The sequence below is a fragment of the Streptomyces sp. NPDC048696 genome (genome assembly GCF_043198895.1).
GTDB lineage: Bacteria > Actinomycetota > Actinomycetes > Streptomycetales > Streptomycetaceae > Streptomyces.
Map to the genome: position 1 here is coordinate 204,579 of NZ_JBICVJ010000008.1, position 23,765 is coordinate 228,343.

A 23,765-nucleotide genomic window follows, 5' to 3' on the forward strand; every position below is an offset into this window, starting at 1 on the left:
CGCTCGCTCTGCCGGGCGGTGGGTGTGGCGGTGCGCTGGGTGGTGGGTGAGGTGTTGCCGGGCGTGGTGTGTCGAATCTCCGGGCGGGCAGGCTTGGAGGGGCGCCCGGCCTGCGGGGTCGTGGGTGTGGTGGTCCGCTGCCCTGTGGGTGACGTGCTGTTGGGTGCTGTCGGCCGGATACCCGATTGGGCTTCGACCTGTGGGGCCATCGTCACGGCTGCGCGCTGCACAGCGGGTGGGGTGCTTCTGTGCGCGGTCTGCCGGGTCTCGGCGTGGGTGGGTTCGGTGGTCTGCGGCGTCACAGGGGTGACGGTCCGCTGGGGGGTGTCCTTGGACGCTGCCCGCTGAATCTCCGGTCGGGCAGGGGTGATGGGCTGCGCCGAGGGTGTTGCGGCGCGCGGGGATGTGGGCGGGGTGGCGGGTCGCCGCACGCCGGGGCCATCGGCCTCGGCCGCCTGCTGGATCGCGAGCCCATCCGGCGACACCGCAGCGGTGGAAGCCCCCGGTGGCTGGATGCCGGACTGCTCGGCCGATGGGGCCGACGTAGTTGGGCGACCCGGTACACGGGTGGCCGGACGCTGCGGCGCAACACTCGGCGCCGGGGCTGCGTCCCGGACCCGAGCTCGCTCGGGGGACATCGCAGCCGCCCCCTCCGAGCGACCCGGCGCGACCGCCCGCTGAACGGCAGCCGGTCCGACGGCCGGTCCGGCCGCAGCCCCGCCGTCCATACGGCCCGCCCCGCTGCCCGTGCGGACACCCGGCCCCGAACTCGACCCGGCACGGGACGCGCTTGCGGAACGTACAGCGGAGCCCACGGCCCCGAACGGCTCAGCCACTTCGGCAACCCCCCGAACAATGCCCGCCACCGGCAGTCGAAGTGCCGGCAACGGCAGCCCGGTCGGGCGGCCCGTGATCGGGGTCAGGGCGTCGCGCAGTACGCCGTGCGGAGCCGAGGAGCTTACCGAGTGGCCCAACTCCCGTACGAAGGAGAGGGGTTGGTGCGCGGCCAGGGTGGCGCCGAACGTCGGCTCGGCGGTCAGGCGCGGGGCGGTGAGGACCCGCTGGACCGGCGGCGCGGCCGACCAGCCGGGGTCATGGCCGACGGGAGCCGACGTCTCGGCGGGGTGCGGCGCGGCCGACTGCTCCGACCGCTCCGTACGTGCCCGTCGGCGTGTGAACAACCCCATGCCCTGTCACCGTTCCCCTTCGCCCTGTTCCACCAATGCCGCCACCCGCCGTACGTACGCCCTCCGGTCCGCGTGCTCCAGGTCCAGGATGGCGTCCATGCCCCAGTGGAAGTGGTAGGCGAGGTACGCGGTCTCCTCCTCGATCCGGTCGGCCGCGTACGTCACGATTCCCCCAGGCGGCTCCCGGCCAGCTCGACTTCGAAGGACTCCTCGCAGTGCGGGCAGGCGACGGCCGCCCGGGTGTGCCCCTCGGCGTTGATCTGCCGGTAGAAGTCCTGGAGGAAGGCCAGGTCGGAGGCGAACATGTTCTCCACCGTGCCGTCGTGGACGTTGGCGAGCGTGCCGAGCCGGGTGATGACCCGGCCGAGCAGTACCACCGACAGATACGCGGGGTTCTCGCGCACCCGTACGTCCCGCAGCGGGACGAGTTCGTCGCGGGCTGTCGCCAGCCGCATCGCACCGCCCCGGTGCACCGTGCCGGACTCGTCCACGTACCCGCGCGGCAGCTCGAACTCGAACTCCGTGCGCAGCGGTTCCACCGAGGGGGCGGGGGAGGGGGAGGGGGCCGACGCGGCCCCCGGACCTTCGCGGCGCATTACTCGATGACCAGCTCTTCGAAGGTGATGTTGACCTGCTCGGTCATCGCCGAGGCGTCGCCCGCCTTCACCGCGCTGATCTCGACCTTCGTGCACCAGGCGTTGCGCATGTGGTAGCGCTTCACCGGGTTGTTCATGTAGTCCATCATGATGATGGTGGCGTTCTTGCGGGCCGAGCCCATGTTCCCGTCGATGGACGTCTTGATCCACTCGGAGAACGCGGAAGAGTGGGTGGCGCCACGGGTCACCGTGCACTCACCGGCCTTCTTCACGCCGGGCAGCTTCTTGATGACGGGGCGGCCGTCGGCGGACACCTGCTGGTACTCGATGACGTCCTGTTCCATCGAGAGGCTGCTGACCTCCTGCAGGAACTCGACCATGACACCGTCGATCTGCAGGCCGAAATTATGGGTGGTGAGGGCGTCACCGGGCTGAAGCGACATGCTGGGGTACTTCTCCTGATCGTGAGCGAAAAACGGCTACCGGGTGGGTGGGGCGGAGCGGCTGTTACTCCTCCAGCTCGCCGCCGCCACCCGAGAACTGGGCGAGCCGGAACACCACGAACTCGGCGGGCTTGACCGGCGCGATGCCGATTTCGCAGACCACGCGGCCGAGGTCCACGGACTCCGGCGGGTTGGTCTCCTCGTCGCACTTCACATAGAAGGCGTCCTCGGGGCGCTGCCCGAAGAGCGCGCCGCCTCGCCACTCGTTGACCAGGAACGCGGAGATGTTGCGGCGGATACGGGCCCACAGCGCCTGGTCGTTCGGCTCGAACACCACCCACTGGGTGCCGATCAGGATCGACTCCTCCAGGTAGTTGAAGTACCGGCGTACGTTGAGATAGCGCCAGGCCGGGTCGGAGGCGAGGGTGCGGGCGCCCCAGACACGGATGCCACGGCCCGGGAAGGCCCGGATGCAGTTGACGCCGACCGGGTTGAGCAGGTCCTGCTCGCCACGGGTGATCTGGAGCTCCAGGTCGACGGCGCCGCGCACGATCTCGTTCGCGGGCGCCTTGTGCACACCGCGCTCGGAGTCGTTGCGGGCCCAGATACCGGCCATGTGGCCGGACGGCGGAACGGTCCGGGTCTGGCCGCTGGCCGGGTCGAAGACCTTGACCCAGGGGTAGTACAGCGCCGCGTACCGCGAGTCGTAACCGGCCACGTCCATGCGCCACTTGCGGATGTCACGGGCGTTGAGCCCGGGCGGCGGGTCGAGGACGGCCATCCGGTCGCCCATCAGCTCGCAGTGCGCGACCAGCCCGAGCTGGACCGCCTTGACCTGCTCCAGGTCGATGAGACCCTGCTGGTACGCGGCCATCAGGTCCGGCACCGCGACCGTGTTGATCTCGTCAAGGGACTCCAGACCGCCGAAGCCGGTGCGGTCGGCGGAGTCGCCGATGAACCGGGCGGTGTCCAGACCGGCGGCGCTCGCGGCGCCGGTCTGGGCCGCCACGGCGGCGACGGGCGGTGTGAGGGTCACGGCCTGCGCTTCCGGCTTCGTCAGCTGGCCACCGGCGGCGGCCTCTTCGAGCACGATGGTCTTCGAGCGCTGCTTGACCTGGGTGACGACGAAGTTGCGCGCCGACTTCTTCGCGCTGACGTCGAAGCTCTCGACGACGGTGTCGCCGTCCTTGACCACCAGCTTGAACCGGTCGCCGCCGGACTCGCCCTCGATGTCCTGCACCTCGACGGTCAGCGCGCCGTTCGCGCCCGGGGCGATGGCCGCCACCTTGAACGCGCCGAGCGCCACGGACTCACCGGGGGTGAGCGCCTGCGGCGTGGCGGTCTGCGGCGCCGCCTGGGCCGTACCGCCGTCGGTGCCGCCGACCCGGACCACGTAGGCCGCCGTGCCGCCGTTGTTGAAGAACCCGTACACCGAGTGCGCCAGGTAGTACCCGTCGGTGAACTCACCGAACTCGGCCACGTACTGGGACCAGTTGGTCACCAGGGTCGGCTCGTTGAGCGGCCCGGTGGGCGCGAGCCCGACGAATCCGGCGACAGAGGTGCCCACCCCTTCGATGGGGCGGGAGCCACTGGCGACTTCTTCGACATAGACGCCGGGGGACAGGTAGTTGGGCATGCAGCGTTCTCCCACGAGGAGTGATGAGGGGGGACGCACGGGCGCGGCCAGGTGTGGCACGGCGCCGACGGTGCGGTCTGTCCATGATTTTTACGCACCCGCAGTGGCACCGACAGGGACGTACGGACGTCTCAAGGGGCAGCGGCGGGTGTCCGGACGGACCCGGCCGAAGTGTCGGTCGGCCGGACCACGGGCGTAGCGTTTGCCCTGGTCATCGGCGTAGCGGGCGGTGCTGGACACACGACATTACGGCCGATGGCCGCAGGGCGACAGGGAAAGGTGGGGCGTACATGCCGGGCACGGGCGAGGGCGGGCTGCGGTTCCGGCTCCTGGGGGCGTTCGAAGGGGAGCTCGGCGGGCAGTTGCTGCCGCTCGGGCCGCCGCAGCAGCGCGCCCTGCTCGCCGTACTGCTGCTGCGCGAGAGCCGTCCCGTCTCGATGCCCGAACTCCTCGACGCGATGTGGGGCGAGCGACTGCCCCAGCGCGCGGTCGGCACCCTGCGCACCTATGTGTCACGGCTGCGCGCACTGCTGGAGCCGGGGCGCCCGGCCCGCTCCACGGCCACCGTCCTGATGTCGGCGGACGACGGCTATGTGCTGCGGCTGCCGCGCGGCGCACTGGACACGGCCGAGTTCGAGCGGCGCATCGCCGGGGCCGGGCGGCTGCGCACCGGGGGCGACGCGCTGGGCGCGCACCGCGAGCTGGAGGCGGCGCTCACACTGTGGGCGGGCACCCCGCTCGCCGGGCTCCCCGGCCCGCACGCCGAGCGCCAGCGCGACCGGCTCACCGAACTGTGGCTCACCGCCCGCGAGGAGCACTTCCACTGTGCCCTCGCCCTGGACCGGCAGGCCGAGACCGTGGCGCCGCTGCGCGCCTTCGCCGCCGAACACCCGCTGCGCGAGCGCGCCCAGGCGCTGCTGATGCTGGCGCTGCACCGCGAGGGCCGTCAGGCCGAGGCTCTGGGGGTGTTCGAGGCGACGCGCCGCACGCTCCAGCGCGAACTCGGAGCGACACCGGGCCCGGAGCTCAGCGCGCTCCACACCCGGCTGCTCGGTCCCGCCAAACGTTTGCCCGCCGCCGTCACACCGAAGCCCGTCGCCGCCTCGGCCGTCTCCGTACGTACGGGGTCGGCCACACCCGGGACTGCCGCTCCGGCCGTGCTCAGACGCGTGGCCCAGCTCCCCCCGGATGTCACGGACTTCGTGGGCCGCCGGGAAGCCGTCGCCGCCCTGTGCGGACTGCTCAAGCGAGCCGCCGAGGGACAGAGCGCGGAAGTCGGGGTGATCGGGGGCGTCGTAGGGTCCGGCAAGACGGCGCTCGCCGTGCACGTGGGGCACGCGGTACGGGACGCGTTCACCGGCGGGCAGCTCTACCTCGGCCTGCGCGGCAGCACCGCCGATCCCATCGATACCGTCGCCGCACTGGGCCATATGTTGCGGTCGCTGGGCATCACCGAGCAGGCCATGCCCGAGGGGGCGGAGCGACGGGCCGCACTGTACCGGTCGCTGCTCGCCGGACAGCGCGTCCTCGTCGTTCTGGACGACGTCAGGGACATGGCGCAGGTGAGCCCCCTGCTCCCCGAAAGACCCGGCTGCGCGGTGCTGATCACCAGCCGCTCGCACACCCTGACCCCGCCGGGGGCACGGCATGTGAACGTCGCAGGGCTGGCCGAGGAAGAGGCATCGGCCCTGCTCGGGGCGGTCGCCGGGGCCGACCGGGTCGGCCGGGAGCCGGAGGCGGCCCGCGAACTGACGGCGCTGTGCGACGGGCTGCCGCTGGCGGTACGGATCGCCGCCTCGCACCTCGCGGCCCGCCCGGACCTGCCGCTCGCGGACGCGGTGCGGCAGCACGTGGACGGCACCGGCGTCGAGGCGGTGCTCCAGCGCTGTTACGAGGCCCTGGACCCGGTCGCGGCCCGCGCGTTCCGGTTGATGTCCACTGTCGAGGTGCCAGTCTTCGCTCCGGACACCGTGGCCGCGCTCCTCGCGGTGGCCGAGCCCCAAGCCGTACAGGCTCTGCGCACCCTGGCGGAGGCGGGCCTGCTGGAAACCCACGACCGGCAAACCCACGACCGGGAATCCCACGACTGGACAACCCGCAACCGGGAAGCCCGTGACCTGGCATCCCACCATCTGGTAGCCCACGACGGCCAGCACGGCATGGACCGCTACAGCTTCCCCCGCCCCTTCCGTGCCTTCGCCCGCCACCGGCTCGACGGCTCCCCGGACGCCGCCGAGCGCCCCGCCGCCCTGCGCCGCCTCGTCGAACACACCCTCGCCGGAGTGCGCAACGCCATCGCGCGTACGCGACCGCTCAGCGTCGTGCCGGAACTGCTGTACGCACCGGAGCAGTCGGGGGCGTGGCCCACCGACGCGGACCGGGCCATGGCGTGGCTGCGCGAGGCCCATCCGCTGATCAGGGCCGTCGTCGAGCAGGCGGTGCGGGAGAGCGCGGAGGAGCAGATGCCGATCCGGCCCGTGGTCGACCTGCTCACCGGCTGGACACACCTGGCCCTCGGCACCGCCCATTGCCGCGAGCTCGCCGACCCGGCACGGCTCACGCTCGCGGCCGCCCACCGCCGGGGCGATCAGCCGGCGGCGGGACGCGCCCTGCGCGTACTCGCCGCCGTGCCGCCGACCGGCCCGCACGGCTTCGCGCGCACCGCACGCATGCTGCGCCAGGCCCTGCGGCACGCCGAAGCCTGTGGCGACCGGCTGAGTCAGGCGGCGGCGACCTTTGAACTCGGCCTGGCGCTAGGGGTGTTGGGGCGACCGAACGAGGCACTGCCCCTTTACGCGGAAGCCCGCGAGCGGTTCGCGGCGCTCGGCGCGCGGACCGAGGAGGCACGGGCCCTCGCCTCGATCGCCCGTGTCCGCATGGTGCTCGGCGAGACGGAGAAGGCCGAGGAGGCCATCGACGAGGCGCTGTGCCTGGCGCGTGAACTGGCGGACCCGATCGCCCTCGGGCATGTGCTCTACCACGTGGGATGCGCCCTTCTGTCCGCCGGTCGGCCCGCCCGCGCGGCCGCCCATCTGCGCGAGTCCCGCCAGCACCACCAGCGCACCGGCAGCCCGCGCTGGGAGGCGCTCGCCTGGGCCCGGCTCGCGTACTGCGCACTGGACGGGGACCGGCCCGGCGAGGCGGCGGCCTGCGCGACGCAGGCGCTGAGCCTGGAGGGCCCGGTGGGCGATCCGTACTGTCGGGGGCTGGCCCTCGCGGCCCGTAGCCGGGCGCTGCTCGCGCTCGGCGAAGTCCCCGCCCTCAGCGCGCTGGACTCGCTGCGCACCGCGAACCGGATGCTGCGCGCGTGCGGCGCGGCCGAGGCGGACGAGGTGGCCGGGGCGCCGCCGGCGCGGACACCGCCGACCCGGACGCGGGTCGAGCCGGTCGCCCGCAGCGCCACACGGTATGCGGGGGCACTGAGCGCTGCCCCTGGACAGTGACTTTCGGGCTAGGGAGCGAAGGGGCGCGCCTCCTAGCCTTCCCACATGAGCATGTGGACGTCCCTGGATCCCGCCGCCGTCGCCCTCGATCCGGGAGGGCGGGCCACCGCGCGGCTGCGGGTGCGCAACACCGGAGACACCGTCGAGGAGTACCGCCTGTCGGTCGTCGGCACACCGGCCGGCTGGTCCCGTATCGAACCGGACACCCTGCGCCTGTACCCGGGCACCGAGGGCACCGCCGAGATCTCCTTCGCGCCCCCGCGCTCGCCCGACGCACCGGCCGGCCCCACCCCGTACGGCGTCAGGGTCGAACCCCGTGACCACCCGGACCTGCGCGACGTGCTGGAAGGACAGGTCACCGTCGCGCCGTTCGTGGAGATACGCGCCGAACTGCTGCCGCCCAATCTGATCGGCCGTTTCCGGGGCCGGGCCAAGATCGCCGTCGACAACCTCGGCAACGCCCCGCTGACCGCGTCCCTGACGGTCCGTGACGAGAGCAACCGCCTCACCTTCGACATGGCGCCCAACGCGGTCCAGGTCGCCCCGGGCCGTGTCTCCTTCGCCGAACTGACCGTACGGCCGCAGCAGGTGCGGTGGCGGGGCACGGCCGAGCAGCACAAGATGACCGTCTCGGTGCGCCGCTCCGGCGACGAGCGCGGCCACGACCTGTCCGGCGGCTTCGAGCAGCGGCCGGTGCTGCCGCGCTGGCTGCTGGCGAGCGGCAGTGTGCTGGTCGCGGCGGCGGTCGCGTTCGCCGTGTTCTGGTTCGGGTTCGCGCCCAAGTTCGGCAGCTCCACCGGTGAGGCCCAGGCGGCCGGTGCCAGTCCGCAGCCGGTCCCGCAGGGCGCCGAGACCCCGCTGGGGCAGGCGCCGCCCTCGCCGCCCCCGCCCGGTGGTGCGGCCGCCCCGCCGCCTCCGGCCTCGGACACGGGCGGCGGATCCGGCGGCGGTGACGGCGCTGGTGGAGGCGGCGGAGGTGGTGGTGGCGCCGAGGCCGGGGGCGGCCCGCCGGTGGTTCCCCCGCCGCCCAGGACCGCGCCCGCCCCGAAGGCCGGCGCGCCGGCCGGGCCGCCGTGGCAGAAGGGTTACCAGGCCGACGACATCGTGAAGTTCGCCCAGTACCGCCTGGCGACCCTCAACAACGCCTGTGAACTCAAGCCGGGCTGGACGGCCGGAGTGATCGACCAGCTCACGGACACCTCGCTGCGCTGCTACCAGCAGGCCGTCATGCACGACAAGAGCACCAGCATGCAGCTGACGAGGACGGACGCGATCGGCACCCTCGGCCGGGCCACCCTCGGCTCGCTGTGGGCCCAGGCCATCCGGCCCTCCGACGTCACGTACGGGTCGAAGAACTACCAGGTGGCGAAGTTGCGCGCGGCCCTGTGGTGGGCGATGCAGGCACATATCTCCCCCAATGACCTCACCCGCGACCGGACCTACGCCCGGTCCGGCATCGACTACTTCAAGAACGGTCAGCGGGGCGGCGAGGCGATCCCGTTCGACGACACGATGAAGTCCGGGGTCAGGACGTACCAGGGGCAGGTGGGACTGCCGCAGACGGGAGTGGCGGACGCCACCACGATCAAGCGCCTGATCGGCGGTTCCGTCAACGGACCGGGCCAGTCCGGGCGCTGAGACCGTCCGTACGCCGGGGGGCGTTAGCGGACGTTAGTGGGCCCGGCAGACACCTTCGGAGGTGCGTCTGCCGGGCCCATAAGTGGTGCCTGCCGACCTGTGATTGCCGGGCCCGGCAGACGCCGTCTCGTTACGGGGCCCAGCCCGTCCCCGGCACCAGCCGTCCCGACTTCACGTACTCGCGGCGCGCCCCGGACCGGACGTCCGCCGAGGTCACCACGTCGCCCCGGGCCGCCGCCAGGTAGGCGGCGGTCGCCGCGGCCGCCCGGATCGCGCCGCCCGCCAGCTCGAACTCCTTGGCGCACAGCTCCAGATCCGCGTCCAGGGCCGGATCCCGCGGCGCGGAGGCCAGACACGAGCGCCACAGCCGGGCCCGCAACGCGGCGTCGGGGAACGGGAAGTCGACCACCACGTCGAGCCTGCGGGTGAACGCCTCGTCGATGTTGGCCCGCAGATTGGTGGTCAGCACGGCGATCCCGTCGAACGCCTCCAGACGCTGGAGCAGATACGCGCTCTCCAGGTTGGCGTAGCGGTCGTGCGAGCTCTTGACCTCGGAGCGTTTGCCGAACACCGCGTCCGCCTCGTCGAAGAGCAGCACCGAGTCCGTACGGTCGACCTCGGTGAAGATCCGCTCCAGGTTCTTCTCGGTCTCGCCCACGTATTTGTCGACGACCGAGGACAGGTCGACCACATACAGGTCCAGGCCCAGTTCGCCCGCCACGACCTCCGCCGCGAGGGTCTTGCCGGTGCCGGAGTCCCCGGCGAACAGCGCGATCACCCCGCGTCCGCGCCCGCCGCCGGTGCGCAGCCGCCACTCGCCGAGCACCCGGTCGCGGTGGCGGGCGCGGCCGACCAGTTCCTCCAGCATGCCGAGCGGCTCGTCCGGCAGCACCAGGTCCGTGAAGCCCACGGCGGGCCGCACCCGTCGCGCGTGGCGGCCGAGCAGGGGCGTGGACAGCAACCGCGCACTGCGCTGCACATGGCTGAGCCCGACCGGCGCGCCCTCGAAGTCGGCCAGCACCGATGCGGCCCGCGCGGCCCGCCGCGCCTGCTCACCACCGATGCGGTACGGGGCGGTCGCCTCCGCCAGATCGCCCTCGTACCCGGGGAGTTCGCGGTGCCAGGCCGCGAGCACGTCCTCCGCGCCGACCTCGTCCTCCAGCGCGACGACCGTGGCCTCGGGCGCCGCCCAGGCCGGGTCGTAACCCTGCGTACCGGCGAACACCACGGTCACATCGCGCTGTGCGGTCAGAGCCCGCACCAGCGGCCCGGGCGACGGCGGCAGCGGTTCGACGACGACCGCCGCCCCCGCGCCCCGAAGCCGTGCCTCGCGCAGCAGCGCGCGCCCGATCCGGGCGTCCGCGTGGTCGTCGGGGCGGTGGCGCAGGACCGCCCGCCCGGCGCCGCGCAGCGCGGCCGCCACGGCATCGGCCCCGCCGCCGTCCCGGCGCTCGCGCAGATGCACGGCGACGGGGCGCGGGAAGTCGGCGACCCGGGCCGCCAGGCCGGTGCCCGCCGGACCGCCCGGCGCCAGCACGTCCACCCCGGCGTCCAGCAGCCCCGCGTCCGGCGTGTCGTCGCCGAGCAGATGTGCCACCACGCGCTCCGGCACCCGTACGGCCCGCCCGGGCAGCGGCCGGGCCTCGTCCTCGACGGCGAGCAGGCCGCCGGAGGTCAGGGGCGCGGCCGGATGGAACCGGGCGCGGGCCGCCGCGTCGTGCGGCCCCGTCCCGGCCAGCTCCAGGGTCAGGGCGACCGTGGCCCGGCGGCGGCCGACGTCGTCGTTGAGATAGCCGTACAGCGCCTCGAACCGCCGGTCCACATCGGGGGCGAGTGCGGCGAGCAGGATCCGCTCGTCGAGCTCGGTGAGGCCGAAGCCCCGTACCAGGGCGGCCATCCGGGAGCCCGCCGGGCCGTGGCCGACCGGCTCCGACGCGCTGTGCTCCACCGGTTCGGCGGCGAGGCGCGCCGCGGTCCGCGCCGTGACGAACAGGCCCCGCATCGGGTCGTCGGCCGTCGGGTCGTCGGCCGAACGCGCGGCGACCCGGGCGGCGACCGCCTGCCGGAGCTCTTCGAGGCCGGTCAGCAACTCCTTTGCCGCGACGCTCACTTGGCGGCCTCCCGCCGGGTGCCGGTGCGCAGCGTCCGGGGCCGGGAGTCGCCCGGCACCCCGTCGCGTCCGCGCACCGTGACCATCGCGTCGGTGACCGGGGGCGCCACCTCGTACACCGGGGTGACCGGGAACGGCGTGGTGATCACCACGTCGAGCGACGGCTTCAGCTCGCCGCCGAGCGCCGACCAGATGTCGGCCAGCGAGCGCGACTCGGCCGGTGGCACGGCGACGGTGAGCGGGATCCCCGACCGGTAGGCTGCGAGCGCGTCCGGCACCGAGTCCTGCGGCAGCATCTCGTGCGGCAGCAGACAGGCCAGCGCGCCCGAGAGCAGCCGGTGTTCGTCCTCGGGACGGCTCGTCCAGGCGGTGAGCAGGTAGGAGAGCCGGAACCAGCGCGGCGGCTGGCGGCGGCGCAGCACCACGCCGTTCTCGTCCCGCTCGGCGTACGCGCCGCGCTCACGGCGGGCCACGTCCTCGCGGATGTCGTACAGATAGGCGTTGAGCGTCGGTGTGTTGCGCCTGGCCGCCCAGTCGCGGGTCGGTGCCTCGAAGACGACCTCGCCGGTGCCCTCGGGCAGTGCGCCACCGCGCAGGAGGCGCCGCAGCGCCTCGTCGATCTCGTGAATCATGGAACTCGTTCCCCGTCGGTCTAGATGTAGCCCTCGCGCAGCGCGTACGCGACGGCGTGCGCGCGATTGCTCAGCTGCAACCGGGTCATCAGCGCGTGCAGGATGTTCTTGACGGTCCGCTCCGAATAGGCGAGTTTCTCGGAGATCTGCCGGGTGTCCAGGCCCTCGGCGACCAGGCGCAGCACGTCCACCTCGCGCGGTGCCATGCCCAGGACGGGCGCGGGGCCCCCGGAGCCGGTGGCCAGGGCCGACTCCGTGCGGCGCAGCCGTCCCACCTGGGTGAGGAGTCGGCTGAGCAGGTCGGGCGGCAGCTCGCCCTCGTCCCGCGCGGCGCTGTGCACCGCTTTGAGGAGGCGCTGCTCGGTGGCCTGGTGGCGCCACAGGATGGCGCGCACGCCGCACTCCACCACGGTGAGCAGATCCGACTCGCGCAGTTCGCGGGCGACCAGGACCACCCGCTGCTCACCGCCGCGCACCACACGCCGCAGATCGGCGGAGACCGGCTCGTCGACCTGGTCGACCAGCATCACCGTGACCGCCCGCTCGCCCGGCCGCACGTTCTGGTCCAGCGGCCCGCAGGAGTCGTGGATCACCTCTACGGTCGGCTGGTGCTGGAGGTGGCTCATGGCCCCGGCCCGGCTCACCGGGTCGGAGGCGTGCACGGTCACCCTGACACGCTTGTTGATCACGAGTATCCGGTCCCTTTCGGCTGTGTACGTGTTGGTGTGCACAGGTTGGCCGGGGTGAATCAACAGCGAGTCAATGAACGTTAAGGCCGGGCGCGGCACCGGGGTTCAGCCGCCGCCAGCGGGCGTACACGGGGCTGGTGGCAGAGGTCGCCAGATAGCCGTCGGTGACGCGGCGCAGGATCTCGGCGCCGTGCGCCGCGAGCGGACCGTCGTGGTGCCAGGCCAGAATGTGCCGGTACCGCAAGGGATTTCCGGCCAGCGGGCGCACCACGGTCCCCGGGGCCTCGATGAAGGTGGCCTGGCAGAGGCTGACCGCGAGCCCCGCCCGGACGATCTCGACCAGCTGGCGCCCCTCGGCCTCGTACGGGGTGAACGGGCTGCGGCCCGTCAGGGCGCAGACGGACGACCAGTATTCGCGGGTGCGGTCGCCGTCGGGGCGCGGCACCGCCCAGTCCTCCCGCACCAGCTCGGCCAGCGAGACCTCCTCGCGCGCCGCGAGCGGATGGGCGGCGGGCAGCAGCGCGAAAACCGGTTCGCTGACGATGGGATGAAGCGCCACGCCCTCGCGCGGCGGCAGCTCCTGGTCGGGGTGGTCGCCGAGGACCGCCGCTTCCAGCCGGTCCGCCGCCAGGTCGTCCAGGAGCGCGGCGGGGGAGTACTGGCAGCGCGAGGTCACCTCCGCCTCGGGCAGCAACTCCTTGACTGCGAGCAGGAGATGGCCGAGCAGCGGGGCGCCGACCGAGCCGACGCGCAGCCGGTCGGCCGCGGCCATCCGCCGGGCGGCCCGGGCGGTGTCGGCGAGCAGCCCGTCGATGCCGGGCAGCACGGCGCGGGCGCGTTCCAGGACCAGCTCGCCGAAGGGGCTGGGCAGCGCGCCCGCGTGCCGCCGGTCGAACAGCGCCCCGCCGAGCATCGTCTCGATGCGGCGCAGCTGGGCGCTGAGTCCCGGCTGGGTCATGCGCAGCGAGGCGGCGGCCCGCGTCAGGCTGCCCGCCTCGGCGATCGCGCACACCACGCGCAGATGCCGTACCTCCAGATCCATGGCGCGGATGTTATGGAGCGGCGACAGCTTTCGGACAGGCCCTCGGCCACTCCAATCTTATGTGAAATGTCACACGCCATACATCGAGAGGTTGTGACCCTGTGATACGCACCCACGCCGCGCGGCCCCACCATGCCGTGCTCTTCGTGCCGTTGATCGCCGCGCTGCTCCTGTTGATCGCCGGAACGCCCGCCCACGCGGCCGGCGCGCAGGCCGACCCGGCCTCGGCCTGCGCGCTGCGCGGCACCACCGGCTGGATGGACGAGGGCCACGACACGGACCACTCCGTGTTCCAGCGCGCCACCGGCACCGTCAAAGTCGCCATGATCTTCGTGGACTTCCCCGACGCCCCCGCCACCGAGACCCCCGCCGACGACTCGGCCCAGCTCACCCCCGGCGCGGACTGGCTGTGGAACGCCTCGTACGGCAAGGCCTGGCTCGCCATCGCCCAGTACCGGCACTGGGTGCGGATGCCGCATGCCTCCACCGAGTACGGCTTCGCGCGCGGCCTGTCGCACGAAGCCCACGAGGCATACGTCAGGGACGCGGTCGCGGTGGCCGACCCCCAGGTGGACTTCTCGCGCTACGACCTCGTCTACGTCGTCCCGACCCGCAACGCGTCGGCGATCTCCTTCACCCCCACCTACATCTACGACCCGGGCACCGCCGGAGTCGTGGCCGACGGCCACCGGATCAGATGGGCCGTCACCTTCGGCCAGGACATGTGGCACTGGGGACCCAAGCTGGTGGACCACGAGACCGCCCACACCTTCGGCCTGCCCGACCTGTACGCCTTCGACGCGGGCAGCGACGCGCACCGCTTCATCGGCGGCTGGGACCTCATGGGGCTGATCGGCGGCGCCGGGCCGCAGTACTTCGCCTGGCAGTCCTGGAAGCTGGGCTGGACCGGCGACGACCAGGTCCGCTGCCGCGCCTCGGAGGGCAGCGACACCGTGTATCTGACGGCGGTCGAGTACGGCAGCGGCACCAAGATGGCCGTCGTCCCCACCGGCCCCACCACCGCGTACGTCGTGGAGTCCCGGCGTGCCGTCCACGGCGACAGCGGCCTGTGCTCGACCGGCGCCCTGGTCTACCGGGTGGACACCTCGGTCCCCACCGGTCAGGGGCCGATCCGGGTGATGGACGCCAAGCCGGACGCCACACCGCCGAGCGGCTGCCGTCCCCTGGACGACGCCCCCTTCTGGGCCGGTGAGTCGTTCACCGACGCGGCGGCGGGCGTACGGATCGACGTGCTGAGCGCCGACGGCTACGGCGAGACCGTCCGGGTCACCAAGTCCTGGTGAGGCAGACGCAGTTGTGCCCCGGCTCCCTTGAAGGAAGCCGGGGCACCCCCCTGTTCAGGCGGCTTCGGGGAAGTGACAGGCCACCTGGCGCTTCTCGCCCAGGGAGGCGATCCTCAGCAGCGGCGCCTCGGTGCGGCACACCTCCTGCGCCTTGGGGCAGCGCGGATGGAAGGTGCAGCCGGGCGGGGGCGCGGCCGGGCTCGGCGGGTCGCCGAGCAGTGTGATCCGCTCCCGGGTCCGCTCGGCGGCCGGATCGGGCAGCGGCACGGCCGACAGCAGCGCCCGGGTATAGGGGTGCGCGGGCGCCGCGTACACCCGTTCCTTGTCGCCGATCTCCACGATCCGGCCCAGATACATCACGGCGACCCGGTGGCAGACCCGCTTCACCACCGACAGGTCATGGGCGATGAAGAGGTAGGCGAGGCCGAGTTCGCGCTGCAACCGCTCCATCAGATTGACGATCTGCGCCTGTACGGAGACGTCGAGCGCGGAGACCGGCTCGTCGGCGACGACGAGCCGGGGGTCGGTGGCGAGCGAGCGGGCGATACCGATGCGCTGCGCCTGGCCGCCGGAGAACTCGTGCGGATAGCGGTCGATGTGCTCCGGGATGAGCCCCACCAGATCCATCAGCTCGGCCGCCCGTCGGCGCGCGTCGGCCGCCGAACTCCCCTGGATCAGGAGGGGATCGGAGATGATCCGGGCCACGGTCTGGCGGGGGTTGAGGGAGGAGTGCGGGTCCTGGAAGACCATCTGGAGCTCGCGGCGCAGGGGCTTGAGCTCGCGCTGGGACATGCGGCTGATGTCGCGTCCGGCGTAGGAGATCGACCCCGTGGTGGGTTCGAGCAGCCGTACGATCATGCGGCCGGTGGTGGACTTGCCGCAGCCGGACTCGCCGACCAGGCCCAGTGTCTCCCCGGCCGCCACGTCGAAGCTGACGCCGTCGACGGCCCGGACCGGGGCCGCACCGCGACGCCGGGCCGGGAAGGCCATCGTCACATCCCGTACGGCGAGAAGGGGTTGAGGTGCGGTGGTCATGAGGCGACGCCTTCGTACGCGGGGAGGTGGCAGGCGGCCGGATGTCCGGCCGGGCCGCTCAGCAGCGGCCGTTCGGTCTCGCAGCGCAGCCGCTCGCTCGCGGAGGCCGCCGCCGCCCGGGGGCAGCGGGGTGCGAAGGCGCAGCCGGGAGCGGGGGTCAGCAGCGACGGCGGACTGCCGGGGATGGCCCGCAGCGGTTCCCCGTCGCTGTCGTCGAGCCGGGGCAGCGAGTCCAGCAGACCCCGGGTGTAGGGGTGGACAGGCGTGGCGAACAGGGCGTCCACCGGGGCCTGTTCGGCCGCGCGCCCGCCGTACATCACCAGGACGTCGTGGGCGACGCGGGCCACCACTCCCAGATCGTGCGTGATCATGACGACGGCGAGGCCGCGCTCCTGCTGGATACGGGCGATCAGCTCCAGGATCTGGGCCTGGACGGTGACGTCGAGCGCGGTGGTGGGCTCGTCCGCGATGAGCAGTTCGGGCTCGCAGGCCAGCGCCATCGCGATCATCACGCGCTGGCGCATACCGCCGGAGAACTGGTGCGGGTACTCGCCCGCCCGCCGCCCCGGCTCCGGAATGCCCACCTCGGCCAGCATCTCCACGGCCCGCCGGCGGGCGGCGGAGCGGCGGGAGCCGAAGTGGACCCGGTGGTGCTCGGCGATCTGCTCGCCGACCGTGTAGTACGGGTGGAGGCTGGAGAGCGGGTCCTGGAAGATCATCGCGATCCGTCGGCCGCGCAGCCGGTTGAGCTCCCGTTCCGTGAGGCCCACCAGCTCCTGTCCGTCGAGCCGGATGGAACCGGTGACCTCGGCACCGGTGTGCAGGCCGAGGACGGCCATCGAGGTGACCGACTTGCCGGAGCCGGACTCGCCCACGATGCCCAGCGTGCGGCCCCGGTGGACGTCGAAGCTCAGCGAGTCCACGGCCCGCACCGGGCCGCGCTTGGTCGGGAAGGTGACGCCCAGGTCGTCGACGCGGAGCAGAGGTTGGTTATCAGTCATCAGAATCTGACCCTCGGGTCGACAACGGCGTACAGCAGGTCGACGGCCAGATTGGCGACGACGATGAACGTGGCGGCGAGCAGGGTCACCCCGAGGATGACCGGCTGGTCACCGGTGGACAGGGCGCCGTAGAAGAGCCGTCCGATGCCCGGCAGACCGAAGATGGACTCGGTGATCACCGCGCCCGCGAGCAGGCCGCCCAGATCCATGCCGAACAGGGTGAGGATCGGGGTCATCCCCGCCCGCAGCCCGTGCTTGACCACCACCGTGCGGCGCGGCAGACCCTTGGCGCGGGCGGTGCGGATATACGGCTCCGCCATCGTCTCGATCATCGAACTGCGGCTCTGGCGCGCGTACATGGCCGCGTACAGGATGGCGAGCGCGAGCCAGGGGAGCAGCAGGTTGGAGGCCCAGTGGACGGGGTCGGAGCCGAGCGGGACGTACTGCGGATAGGGCAGCAGCCCCGCGGTCCTGATCAGCCCGTAGATCAGCATCATCGAGGTGAAGTAGACCGGCAGCGAGGCGGCGCCGACCGCGCCGACCATCAGGACCTTGTCGACGAGGGTGTCCTTGCGCAGCGCGGCCGTGACACCGGCCGTGAGACCGATCGCCAGCCACAGCACCGCCGAGCCGAACGCGAGCGAGGCGGAGACCGGCAGCCGGTCCATCAGCAGGCTCCACACCGACTCGCTGTTCTCGTACGAGTAGCCGAGGCACGGGAACGAGCAGTGCAGGGTGTACTGGCCGGTGCCGATGGTGCGGCCGGTGAAGATCCCGCTGAGGAAGTCCCAGAACTGCCGCCAGATCGGCTGGTCGAGGCCCATGTGGGCGCGGATCGCGATCAGCCGCTCGGTGCTGCACGACTTTCCGCAGGCCGCGGCGGCCGGGTCGGAGGGCAGCACGTAGAAGATGGTGAAGGTGACGGCGGCGATCGCGATCAGCACGCCGATCACGCCGAGCAGCCGGCGGCCGAGGTAGAGGATCATGAGCGGCTGCCCCTCGGGTCGAGGATGTCCCGCAGCGCGTCGCCGAGCAGCGTGAACGCCAGCACGGTGAGGAACAGACAGGTGCTGGGGATGACGAAGTACATGGGATCCGTGTCGTAGAAGGCGACGCTCTCGGCGATCATCTGCCCCCAGGACGGGGTGGGCGGGCGCACACCCACGCCCAGATAGCTCAGCGCCGCCTCGGTGGCGATCATCCCCGGGATGATCAGGGTGGTGTACGCGATGACCGGACCGGCCACGCCCGGCAGGATGTCGCGGGTCAGGATGCGCCACGATCCGGCGCCGCCGACGCGCGCGGCGTCCACGTACTCGCGGTGCTTGAGCGAGAGCGTCTGCCCGCGCACCACCCGGGCGATGCCGGGCCAGCCGAAGAGCCCGATCACACCGGTCATCAGCACGATCCGGTTGACGTCCTTGGCCACCGACATCATCGCGATCATGAAGATGAGGGAGGGGAACGACATGGTCAGGTCCATGAGCCTGCTCAGGACCGCGTCGATCCGCCCGCCGAAGTACCCGGCGGCGATCCCGGCCGCCGTCCCCGCGATCACCACGATGGCGGTGGCGGTGAAGGCGATCAGGAGGGAGACCTGGGCGCCGTGCACGACCCGGGCGAACAGATCGCGGCCGGTGACGGGTTCGACGCCGAGCCAGTGGTCCGGCGAGATCCCGCCGAGCCGCCCCAGCGGCTGGCCGCCGAGGTAGGGGTCGACGGCGGTCTTGTCGAACTCGTCCGGTGACCAGCCGGCGGCCCTGCTGAGCAGGGGCGCGGCGGCGGCCATCACGAGGAACAGGGCGACGATGACGAGGGAGATCTTGACGGAGGCGCGGCGGCGCAGCTCCGCGCGGGCGAGCTGCCAGGGCCCGCTGCCGCTCGGGGCGGGGGCCGCCGTTTTCGCCGGTTCGGTGAGGGTGGTCATTTCCGCCGGATCCTCAGCCCTGGCCCTTGGACGGGTCCTTGAGGCCCACCGTCGCGTAGTCGAGCTGACCGCCGAACGAGGTCTGGCCGTACGCGCCCGCGATGTTGTCGCCGAGCACCAGCGGCCAGCGGCGCACCAGGACCGGCACGGCCGGTGCCTTGGCGAGGATCTCGCCGTCCAGCTGCCGCCAGGCTTCGGCGGCCTGCTTGGCGTCGGTCATCGCGGCGATCTCGTCCATCCGCTTCATGGTCGCCTCGTCGCGGAAGAGCGAGTGGTTGCCGGAGTTGCCCTTCTCCTTGATGTAGCGGCCGTCGAAGACGAACGGCAGGAACGTGGAGCCCGAGGGGTAGTCCGGACACCAGCCGGTGTACACCAGGTCGGTGCGGTTCTTGGTGTCACCGATCGTCGCGTAGAACGCCGACGGGTCGACGGTCTCGATGGTGACCTTGATGCCCGCCTTGCCGAGGGACTGCTGGATCGCCTCGGCGCGGCCCTTGTCACCGGTGGAGACGGTCATCTTGGTCTCGATGCCGTTCTCCTTCCCCGCCTCCTTGAGCAGCTGCTTCGCCTTGTCGACGTCACCGGCGGCGGGGATCTTCAGGGTGTCGGGCTGCTTGCCGTCGAAGAGGCTGGCGGGCATGTAGGCGGTGGACAGGTCGTTGAAGGCGGGGCCGCCGGACGCGGTGAGCACCGAGTCCCGGTCGAGCGCGTACTGCACGGCCTGCCGGACCTTCGCGTCGTTGAACGGGGCCCGCCCGGTGTGCATCTGGAGCATGTCGGTGCAGTTGGTGGACTCGGCGATGAGCCGCTTGCGGACATCGGCGTTGGGGAGCACCTTGGCCGCGCTCTCCGGCCGCAGCGCGCCCCAGGAGACTGCGGAGGCGTCCGCCCCCTGACTGGCGATCAGACGGTCGTCGATCTGGTTGGCCTTGAGCCCCATCACCATCACGAGCTTGTCCGGGTAGGCCTTGCGCACCTGGTCGGTGCCGGGGTCCCAGTTGGTGTTGCGCACCAGGACGAGCTTCTTGCCGCGCTCGTACGACTCGATCTTGTACGGGCCGGAGGAGAACGGCCGGTTGTCGTACTGCGGCCCCTTGTCCTGCTTCTGCGGCACCGGCGCGAAGGTCGGCATCACGGTGGCGTTGGGGAACTCCGCGAAGGGCTTGCGCAGTTCGAAGACGATCGTGTGGTCGTCGGGCGTCTTGATGGAGTCCAGGTGCTTGCCCTGGGCCGGGCCCTGGTAGCCCTCGGCGCCCGTGAGGTAGCGGGCCGCGTAGTCGGCGCCGCCGGGCAGGTCGGGGGAGAAGGAGCGCTCCACGTTGTACTTGACGTCCTGGGCGGTGACCGGGGTCCCGTCCTCGTACTTGACGCCCTGCTTGAGATGGAAGGTCCAGGTTTTGGCGCCGTTGGAGGAGGTGCCGAGGTCGGTCGCGAGGTCCGGGACGAGTTCGCCGCCGGTGGTGCCGGGACCGGCCTTGTAGGTCACCAGGGTGCGGTAGAGCAGCCGGGTGCCGAACTCCATGTCGCTCATGACCCAGTTGCGGGCCGGGTCGAGGTGGGAGAAGTCCTGGTTGGACAGGACGGTCAGGGTGCCGCCCTTCTGTGGAGTGCCGCCGACCACGGCTCCCGCGTTGGCCATGGCGGGGTTCTTGCCGCCGCCCTGACCTCCGCTCGCGTGCTTGGTGCTGGAACAGCCCAGCGCGCCGAAGGCGAGGGAGGCCGCCAGGGCGGTGGAGACGGCGGTGAGGGTGCGCTTGTTCATCAGTGGTCACTCCGAGAGCACGAGAACAGTCAGGACAGCCAGGTCCGGGTGAGGGCCGGAGCTGGCTGGAATGTGACCTGTAACATAGTAATGTGAAATTGCACTGACAAGATGTCCGCCACTCCTTTACCTGTTCGTGTCCGAACGCGCCGCGTCTCTCGCGGTCATGATGGGAGAGCACCCTCGCGTCCCCCTTGTCGAGCACAGTGCAATGTGAAATATTACTGACGTGCTCACGAGAAACTCCTCGGATGTCATCGTCGTCGGCGCCGGTGTGGTCGGCGCCGCGTGCGCCTACTACGCCGCCGGATCCGGACTCCGCGTCACCGTCGTCGACCGCGGTTCGGTCGCGGGCGGCACCACCGGAGCCGGTGAGGGAAACCTCCTGGTCTCCGACAAGGAACCCGGCCCCGAACTGGAACTCGCCCTCCTGTCCACGCGGTTGTGGACCGAGCTGGCGGCGGTGCTTCCCCCGGAGATCGAGTACGAGCCCAAGGGCGGTCTCGTCGTCGCCTCCGACGCGAGCGCCATGGCCGCCCTCAAGGACTTCGCGCGCCAGCAGGAGAAGGCGGGCGTCACCGCCGAGGAGGTCCCCGGTGACCGGCTGCACGACCTGGAGCCCCACCTCGCACCCGGCCTCGCGGGCGGCTACCACTACCCGCAGGACGCCCAGGTCATGCCCGCCCTCGCCGCCGCGCATCTGTTGCGCGCCGGCGGCGACCGGGTGGACCTGCGGCTCGGTGAGGAGGTCACCGCCGTGCTCACCGGTGCCACCGGCGAGGTGCGCGGAGTGCGTACGTCCGCCGGGGAGATCCACGCCCCGCACGTGGTCAACGCCACCGGCACCTGGGGCGGCGAACTCGCCCGCCTCGCGGGCGTCGAGCTTCCGGTGCTGCCGCGCCGCGGCTTCGTCCTGGTCACCGAACCGCTGCCGCGCGTGGTGCGCCACAAGGTGTACGCGGCCGACTACGTCGCCGATGTCGCCAGCGGGTCGGCCGCGCTGCAGACGTCGACCGTGATCGAGGGAACCCAGGCGGGTCCGGTCCTGATCGGCGCCAGCCGGGAGCGCGTCGGCTTCGACCGCACGCTCTCCACCGAGGTGCTGCGGCGCCTGGCGGCCGAGGCGACGGCGTTCTTCCCGGTGCTCGGGACGGTGCGGGCGATGCGGACGTACGCGGGCTTCCGCCCGTACATGCCCGATCACCTGCCCGCGATCGGCCCCGACCCGCGCGTCCCGGGACTGCTGCACGCGTGCGGGCACGAGGGCGCGGGCATCGGTCTTGCACCGGCGTCGGGCCTGATCGTCGCACGCTGGCTCACCGGCGATGAACCGCCGCTCGACATCGGCCCGTTCCGGCCGGAGCGATTCGCGTCGGCGGCGTCGTAGCCACAGGGCGCGGCAAGGGTCGCGTGCAAACATCGGGGCGACCCCGCCGGCCTCTTCGAAACCTCGCCCGCCTTTTCCTGTTCCAGCGCACTGTCCAGAGAAAGGACGCCCGCAGTGGCCCGCACCCCCACCGAGCTGGTCGCGGCACAGCCGGATCCGCCGTTCGAGATCACCTTCGACGGCCGCCGCGTCACCGCCCTGCCCGGCCAGTCCGTCGCCGCCGCGCTGTGGGGGGCCGGGATCCTGGCCTGGCGCACCACCCGCGAGGGTGGTCGGCCGCGCGGCGCGTTCTGCGGCATCGGCCAGTGCTACGACTGCCTCGCCACCATCAACGCGGAGCCCAACCGCCGGGCCTGCCTGGTACCGGCGCGCCCCGGCGACACCGTCACCACTCAGGAAGGACACGGCCATGACCACCTCGGCGTCTGATCCGTACGACCTCGCGGTCATCGGCGCGGGCTCCGCCGGACTCGCCGGCGCTGTCGCCGCGTCCGAACTCGGTCTGTCCGTCGTCCTGCTGGACGCGTCCGTGCAGACGGGCGGGCAGTTCTACCGGCACCCGGCACCCGCTCTGGGTGCGGCCCGGCCCGAGGCGCTGCACCACGACTGGGCCGCCTTCGCCGAGCTGCGCCGACGCCTGGCGGCGAGCGACGTGACCCATCTGAGCGCCCATCATGTGTGGAGCGTGACCAGGGAGGGCGGGGACGACGGGCCGTGGGCGGTCCACGCCGTCACCGGGCCCGACGGCGCGGAGGGGCGGCCCCGCCGCGTCCGCGCCCGTGCGGTCCTGCTCGCGACCGGGGCGTATGAACGCCAACTGCCGTTCCCCGGCTGGACCCTGCCCGGTGTCGTGGGCGCCGGTGGCGCGCAGGCCATGCTCAAGTCCGGCCTGGTCCTGCCCGGCAAGCGGATCGTGGTGGCGGGCAGCGGCCCCTTGCTGCTCGCCGTCGCCTCGTCGCTCGCCGTCGCGGGGGCGACGGTTGCGGCCGTCGTCGAGGCCGGCGGCTATCTGCGGTACGCCCGCAGCCCCCGGGTGCTCATGACCAACCCGCACAAGGCGGCCGAGGCGCTGACCCATGGCGCGGCGCTGCTGCGCCACCGGGTCCGGCTGGCCACCCGCAGCGCGGTGACCGAAGTGCACGGCGCCGACCGGGTGGAGGCCGTGACCGTCACCCGCCTGGACCGCGACTGGCGACCCGTACAGGGGTCGGGCCGCCGGATCGCGTGCGACGCGCTGGCCGTCGGGCACGGCCTTGTCCCCCAGATCGAACTGGCCACGGCGCTGGGCTGCGCCACCCGCCCGCTGGCCGACGGCACCCTGGCCCTCGCACTGGACACGCGCCAGGAGACCTCGGTGCGTGGATTGTGGGCGGCGGGCGAGACCGGAGGCGTGGGCGGAGCCGAACTCGCCCGTACGGAAGGCGAGTTGGCGGGGATCGCGGTCGCCGCCCGGCTGCTGGGGCGCCGCACCGACGCCGCGCGGCTGCGTCGGCTGCTGCGCGACCGCGACCGGATGCGCGCCTTCGCCGATGTGATGGGCCGCGCCCACGCGCCCGGGCCGGGCTGGCCGGGATGGCTCACCGACGACACCGATGTGTGCCGGTGCGAGGAGGTGAGCGCGGGGCGGGTGCGCGAGGCGGTGAACGACCTCGGCGCACGCGACGCCCGGACCGTCAAACTGCTCACCCGGGCGGGCATGGGCTGGTGCCAGGGGCGGATGTGCGGCACGGCTGTCGCCTGCCTCGCGGCACGCGGCGAAGCCGCCGAACCCCCCGCCGAGCGGCGCCCGTTCGCCACCCCGGTCCCGCTCGCGACCCTCGCCGCGCTCGACCCCTCCACCGAGAACGGCTTCTGAACCGCGGAACCCGTACGCCCCCCATCGAGTAACAGGCCCCTTCGGGGGCTTCGCTCGACGGCTTCGCTCGACGGCTTC

19 protein-coding genes are annotated in these 23,765 nt (G+C 72.5%); 6 read left to right on the forward strand and 13 right to left on the reverse strand.

Annotated elements, in window-relative coordinates; translation table 11 throughout:
* Positions 1-1,193 precede the first annotated feature (1,193 nt).
* The 4 genes from ACGFRG_RS18990 to ACGFRG_RS19005 all read right to left on the reverse strand — a co-directional run bounded on the left by ACGFRG_RS18990 (position 1,194) and on the right by ACGFRG_RS19005 (position 3,862).
* Positions 1,194-1,352 (reverse strand): DUF6760 family protein, encoded by a 159-nt coding sequence (locus ACGFRG_RS18990; protein WP_188271982.1) that lies wholly within the window; start codon positions 1,350-1,352, stop codon positions 1,194-1,196.
* Positions 1,349-1,783 carry a hypothetical protein gene (locus ACGFRG_RS18995; RefSeq protein WP_393265229.1) on the reverse strand — a complete coding sequence of 145 codons (435 nt, stop codon included), beginning with the start codon at positions 1,781-1,783 and terminating at the stop codon, positions 1,349-1,351. Before ACGFRG_RS18995 ends, ACGFRG_RS18990 begins: the two co-directional genes overlap by 4 nt.
* The gene (locus tag ACGFRG_RS19000; RefSeq protein ID WP_188271984.1) at positions 1,783-2,226 is read right to left on the reverse strand and encodes a phage tail protein; all 444 of its coding nucleotides are present in this window, start codon (positions 2,224-2,226) and stop codon (positions 1,783-1,785) included. Before ACGFRG_RS19000 ends, ACGFRG_RS18995 begins: the two co-directional genes overlap by 1 nt.
* Before the next feature lie 64 nt (positions 2,227-2,290).
* A complete protein-coding gene (locus tag ACGFRG_RS19005; protein WP_393265233.1) occupies positions 2,291-3,862 on the reverse strand; it encodes a phage tail sheath subtilisin-like domain-containing protein in 1,572 nt (523 codons plus the stop codon).
* Positions 3,863-4,152: 290 nt separating this feature from the next.
* Here ACGFRG_RS19005 and ACGFRG_RS19010 point away from each other — a divergent pair, with 290 nt between their 5' ends.
* Both ACGFRG_RS19010 and ACGFRG_RS19015 read left to right on the forward strand, forming a co-directional pair.
* Positions 4,153-7,305, forward strand: coding sequence for a BTAD domain-containing putative transcriptional regulator (locus ACGFRG_RS19010; RefSeq protein ID WP_393265236.1), 3,153 nt, complete (start codon positions 4,153-4,155; stop codon positions 7,303-7,305).
* A gap of 45 nt (positions 7,306-7,350) precedes the next feature.
* Positions 7,351-8,943, forward strand: a complete 1,593-nt coding sequence (locus tag ACGFRG_RS19015; protein WP_393265238.1) for a peptidoglycan-binding protein — start codon at positions 7,351-7,353, stop codon at positions 8,941-8,943.
* Between the two features lie 130 nt (positions 8,944-9,073).
* Here the strand turns inward: ACGFRG_RS19015 and ACGFRG_RS19020 are convergent, their stop codons facing one another.
* The 4 genes from ACGFRG_RS19020 to ACGFRG_RS19035 form a co-directional block, all read right to left on the reverse strand.
* Complete coding sequence (locus ACGFRG_RS19020; RefSeq protein ID WP_393265240.1) at positions 9,074-11,053, reverse strand: AAA family ATPase; 1,980 nt, start codon at positions 11,051-11,053, stop codon at positions 9,074-9,076.
* A complete protein-coding gene (locus tag ACGFRG_RS19025; protein ID WP_393265243.1) occupies positions 11,050-11,685 on the reverse strand; it encodes a DUF4255 domain-containing protein in 636 nt (211 codons plus the stop codon). The genes ACGFRG_RS19020 and ACGFRG_RS19025 overlap by 4 nt, the downstream gene beginning before the upstream one ends.
* Before the next feature lie 20 nt (positions 11,686-11,705).
* On the reverse strand, positions 11,706-12,374 hold the full coding sequence (locus ACGFRG_RS19030; protein ID WP_361422082.1) for a response regulator transcription factor: 669 nt from the start codon (positions 12,372-12,374) through the stop codon (positions 11,706-11,708).
* A 70-nt stretch (positions 12,375-12,444) separates the two neighbouring features.
* Positions 12,445-13,416: a LysR family transcriptional regulator gene (locus tag ACGFRG_RS19035; RefSeq protein WP_393265246.1), complete on the reverse strand. Its 972-nt coding sequence runs from the start codon at positions 13,414-13,416 to the stop codon at positions 12,445-12,447.
* Between the two features lie 101 nt (positions 13,417-13,517).
* Here ACGFRG_RS19035 and ACGFRG_RS19040 point away from each other — a divergent pair, with 101 nt between their 5' ends.
* Positions 13,518-14,720: a M6 family metalloprotease domain-containing protein gene (locus tag ACGFRG_RS19040; RefSeq protein ID WP_393265249.1), complete on the forward strand. Its 1,203-nt coding sequence runs from the start codon at positions 13,518-13,520 to the stop codon at positions 14,718-14,720.
* A gap of 54 nt (positions 14,721-14,774) precedes the next feature.
* Here ACGFRG_RS19040 and ACGFRG_RS19045 read toward each other — a convergent pair whose 3' ends face one another.
* Genes ACGFRG_RS19045 through ACGFRG_RS19065 form a run of 5 tightly spaced genes read right to left on the reverse strand, consistent with a single transcriptional unit; the run spans position 14,775 to position 20,445 of the window.
* The gene (locus ACGFRG_RS19045) at positions 14,775-15,755 is read right to left on the reverse strand and encodes an oligopeptide/dipeptide ABC transporter ATP-binding protein (protein WP_361422091.1); all 981 of its coding nucleotides are present in this window, start codon (positions 15,753-15,755) and stop codon (positions 14,775-14,777) included.
* The gene (locus ACGFRG_RS19050) at positions 15,752-16,756 is read right to left on the reverse strand and encodes an ABC transporter ATP-binding protein (protein WP_361422094.1); all 1,005 of its coding nucleotides are present in this window, start codon (positions 16,754-16,756) and stop codon (positions 15,752-15,754) included. Before ACGFRG_RS19050 ends, ACGFRG_RS19045 begins: the two co-directional genes overlap by 4 nt.
* Positions 16,756-17,742, reverse strand: coding sequence for an ABC transporter permease (locus ACGFRG_RS19055; RefSeq protein WP_361422097.1), 987 nt, complete (start codon positions 17,740-17,742; stop codon positions 16,756-16,758). Before ACGFRG_RS19055 ends, ACGFRG_RS19050 begins: the two co-directional genes overlap by 1 nt.
* Positions 17,739-18,683 (reverse strand): ABC transporter permease, encoded by a 945-nt coding sequence (locus ACGFRG_RS19060; protein ID WP_361422100.1) that lies wholly within the window; start codon positions 18,681-18,683, stop codon positions 17,739-17,741. The genes ACGFRG_RS19055 and ACGFRG_RS19060 overlap by 4 nt, the downstream gene beginning before the upstream one ends.
* Before the next feature lie 13 nt (positions 18,684-18,696).
* Positions 18,697-20,445: an ABC transporter substrate-binding protein gene (locus ACGFRG_RS19065; RefSeq protein ID WP_393265255.1), complete on the reverse strand. Its 1,749-nt coding sequence runs from the start codon at positions 20,443-20,445 to the stop codon at positions 18,697-18,699.
* Positions 20,446-20,674: 229 nt separating this feature from the next.
* Here ACGFRG_RS19065 and ACGFRG_RS19070 point away from each other — a divergent pair, with 229 nt between their 5' ends.
* From ACGFRG_RS19070 to ACGFRG_RS19080, 3 genes are all read left to right on the forward strand, one after another.
* A complete protein-coding gene (locus ACGFRG_RS19070; RefSeq protein WP_393265258.1) occupies positions 20,675-21,832 on the forward strand; it encodes an NAD(P)/FAD-dependent oxidoreductase in 1,158 nt (385 codons plus the stop codon).
* Between the two features lie 114 nt (positions 21,833-21,946).
* On the forward strand, positions 21,947-22,261 hold the full coding sequence (locus ACGFRG_RS19075; protein ID WP_361422109.1) for a (2Fe-2S)-binding protein: 315 nt from the start codon (positions 21,947-21,949) through the stop codon (positions 22,259-22,261).
* Entirely contained in the window at positions 22,242-23,687 is a 1,446-nt protein-coding gene (locus tag ACGFRG_RS19080; protein WP_393265261.1) for an NAD(P)/FAD-dependent oxidoreductase, read from the forward strand. Before ACGFRG_RS19075 ends, ACGFRG_RS19080 begins: the two co-directional genes overlap by 20 nt.
* Positions 23,688-23,765 lie beyond the last annotated feature (78 nt).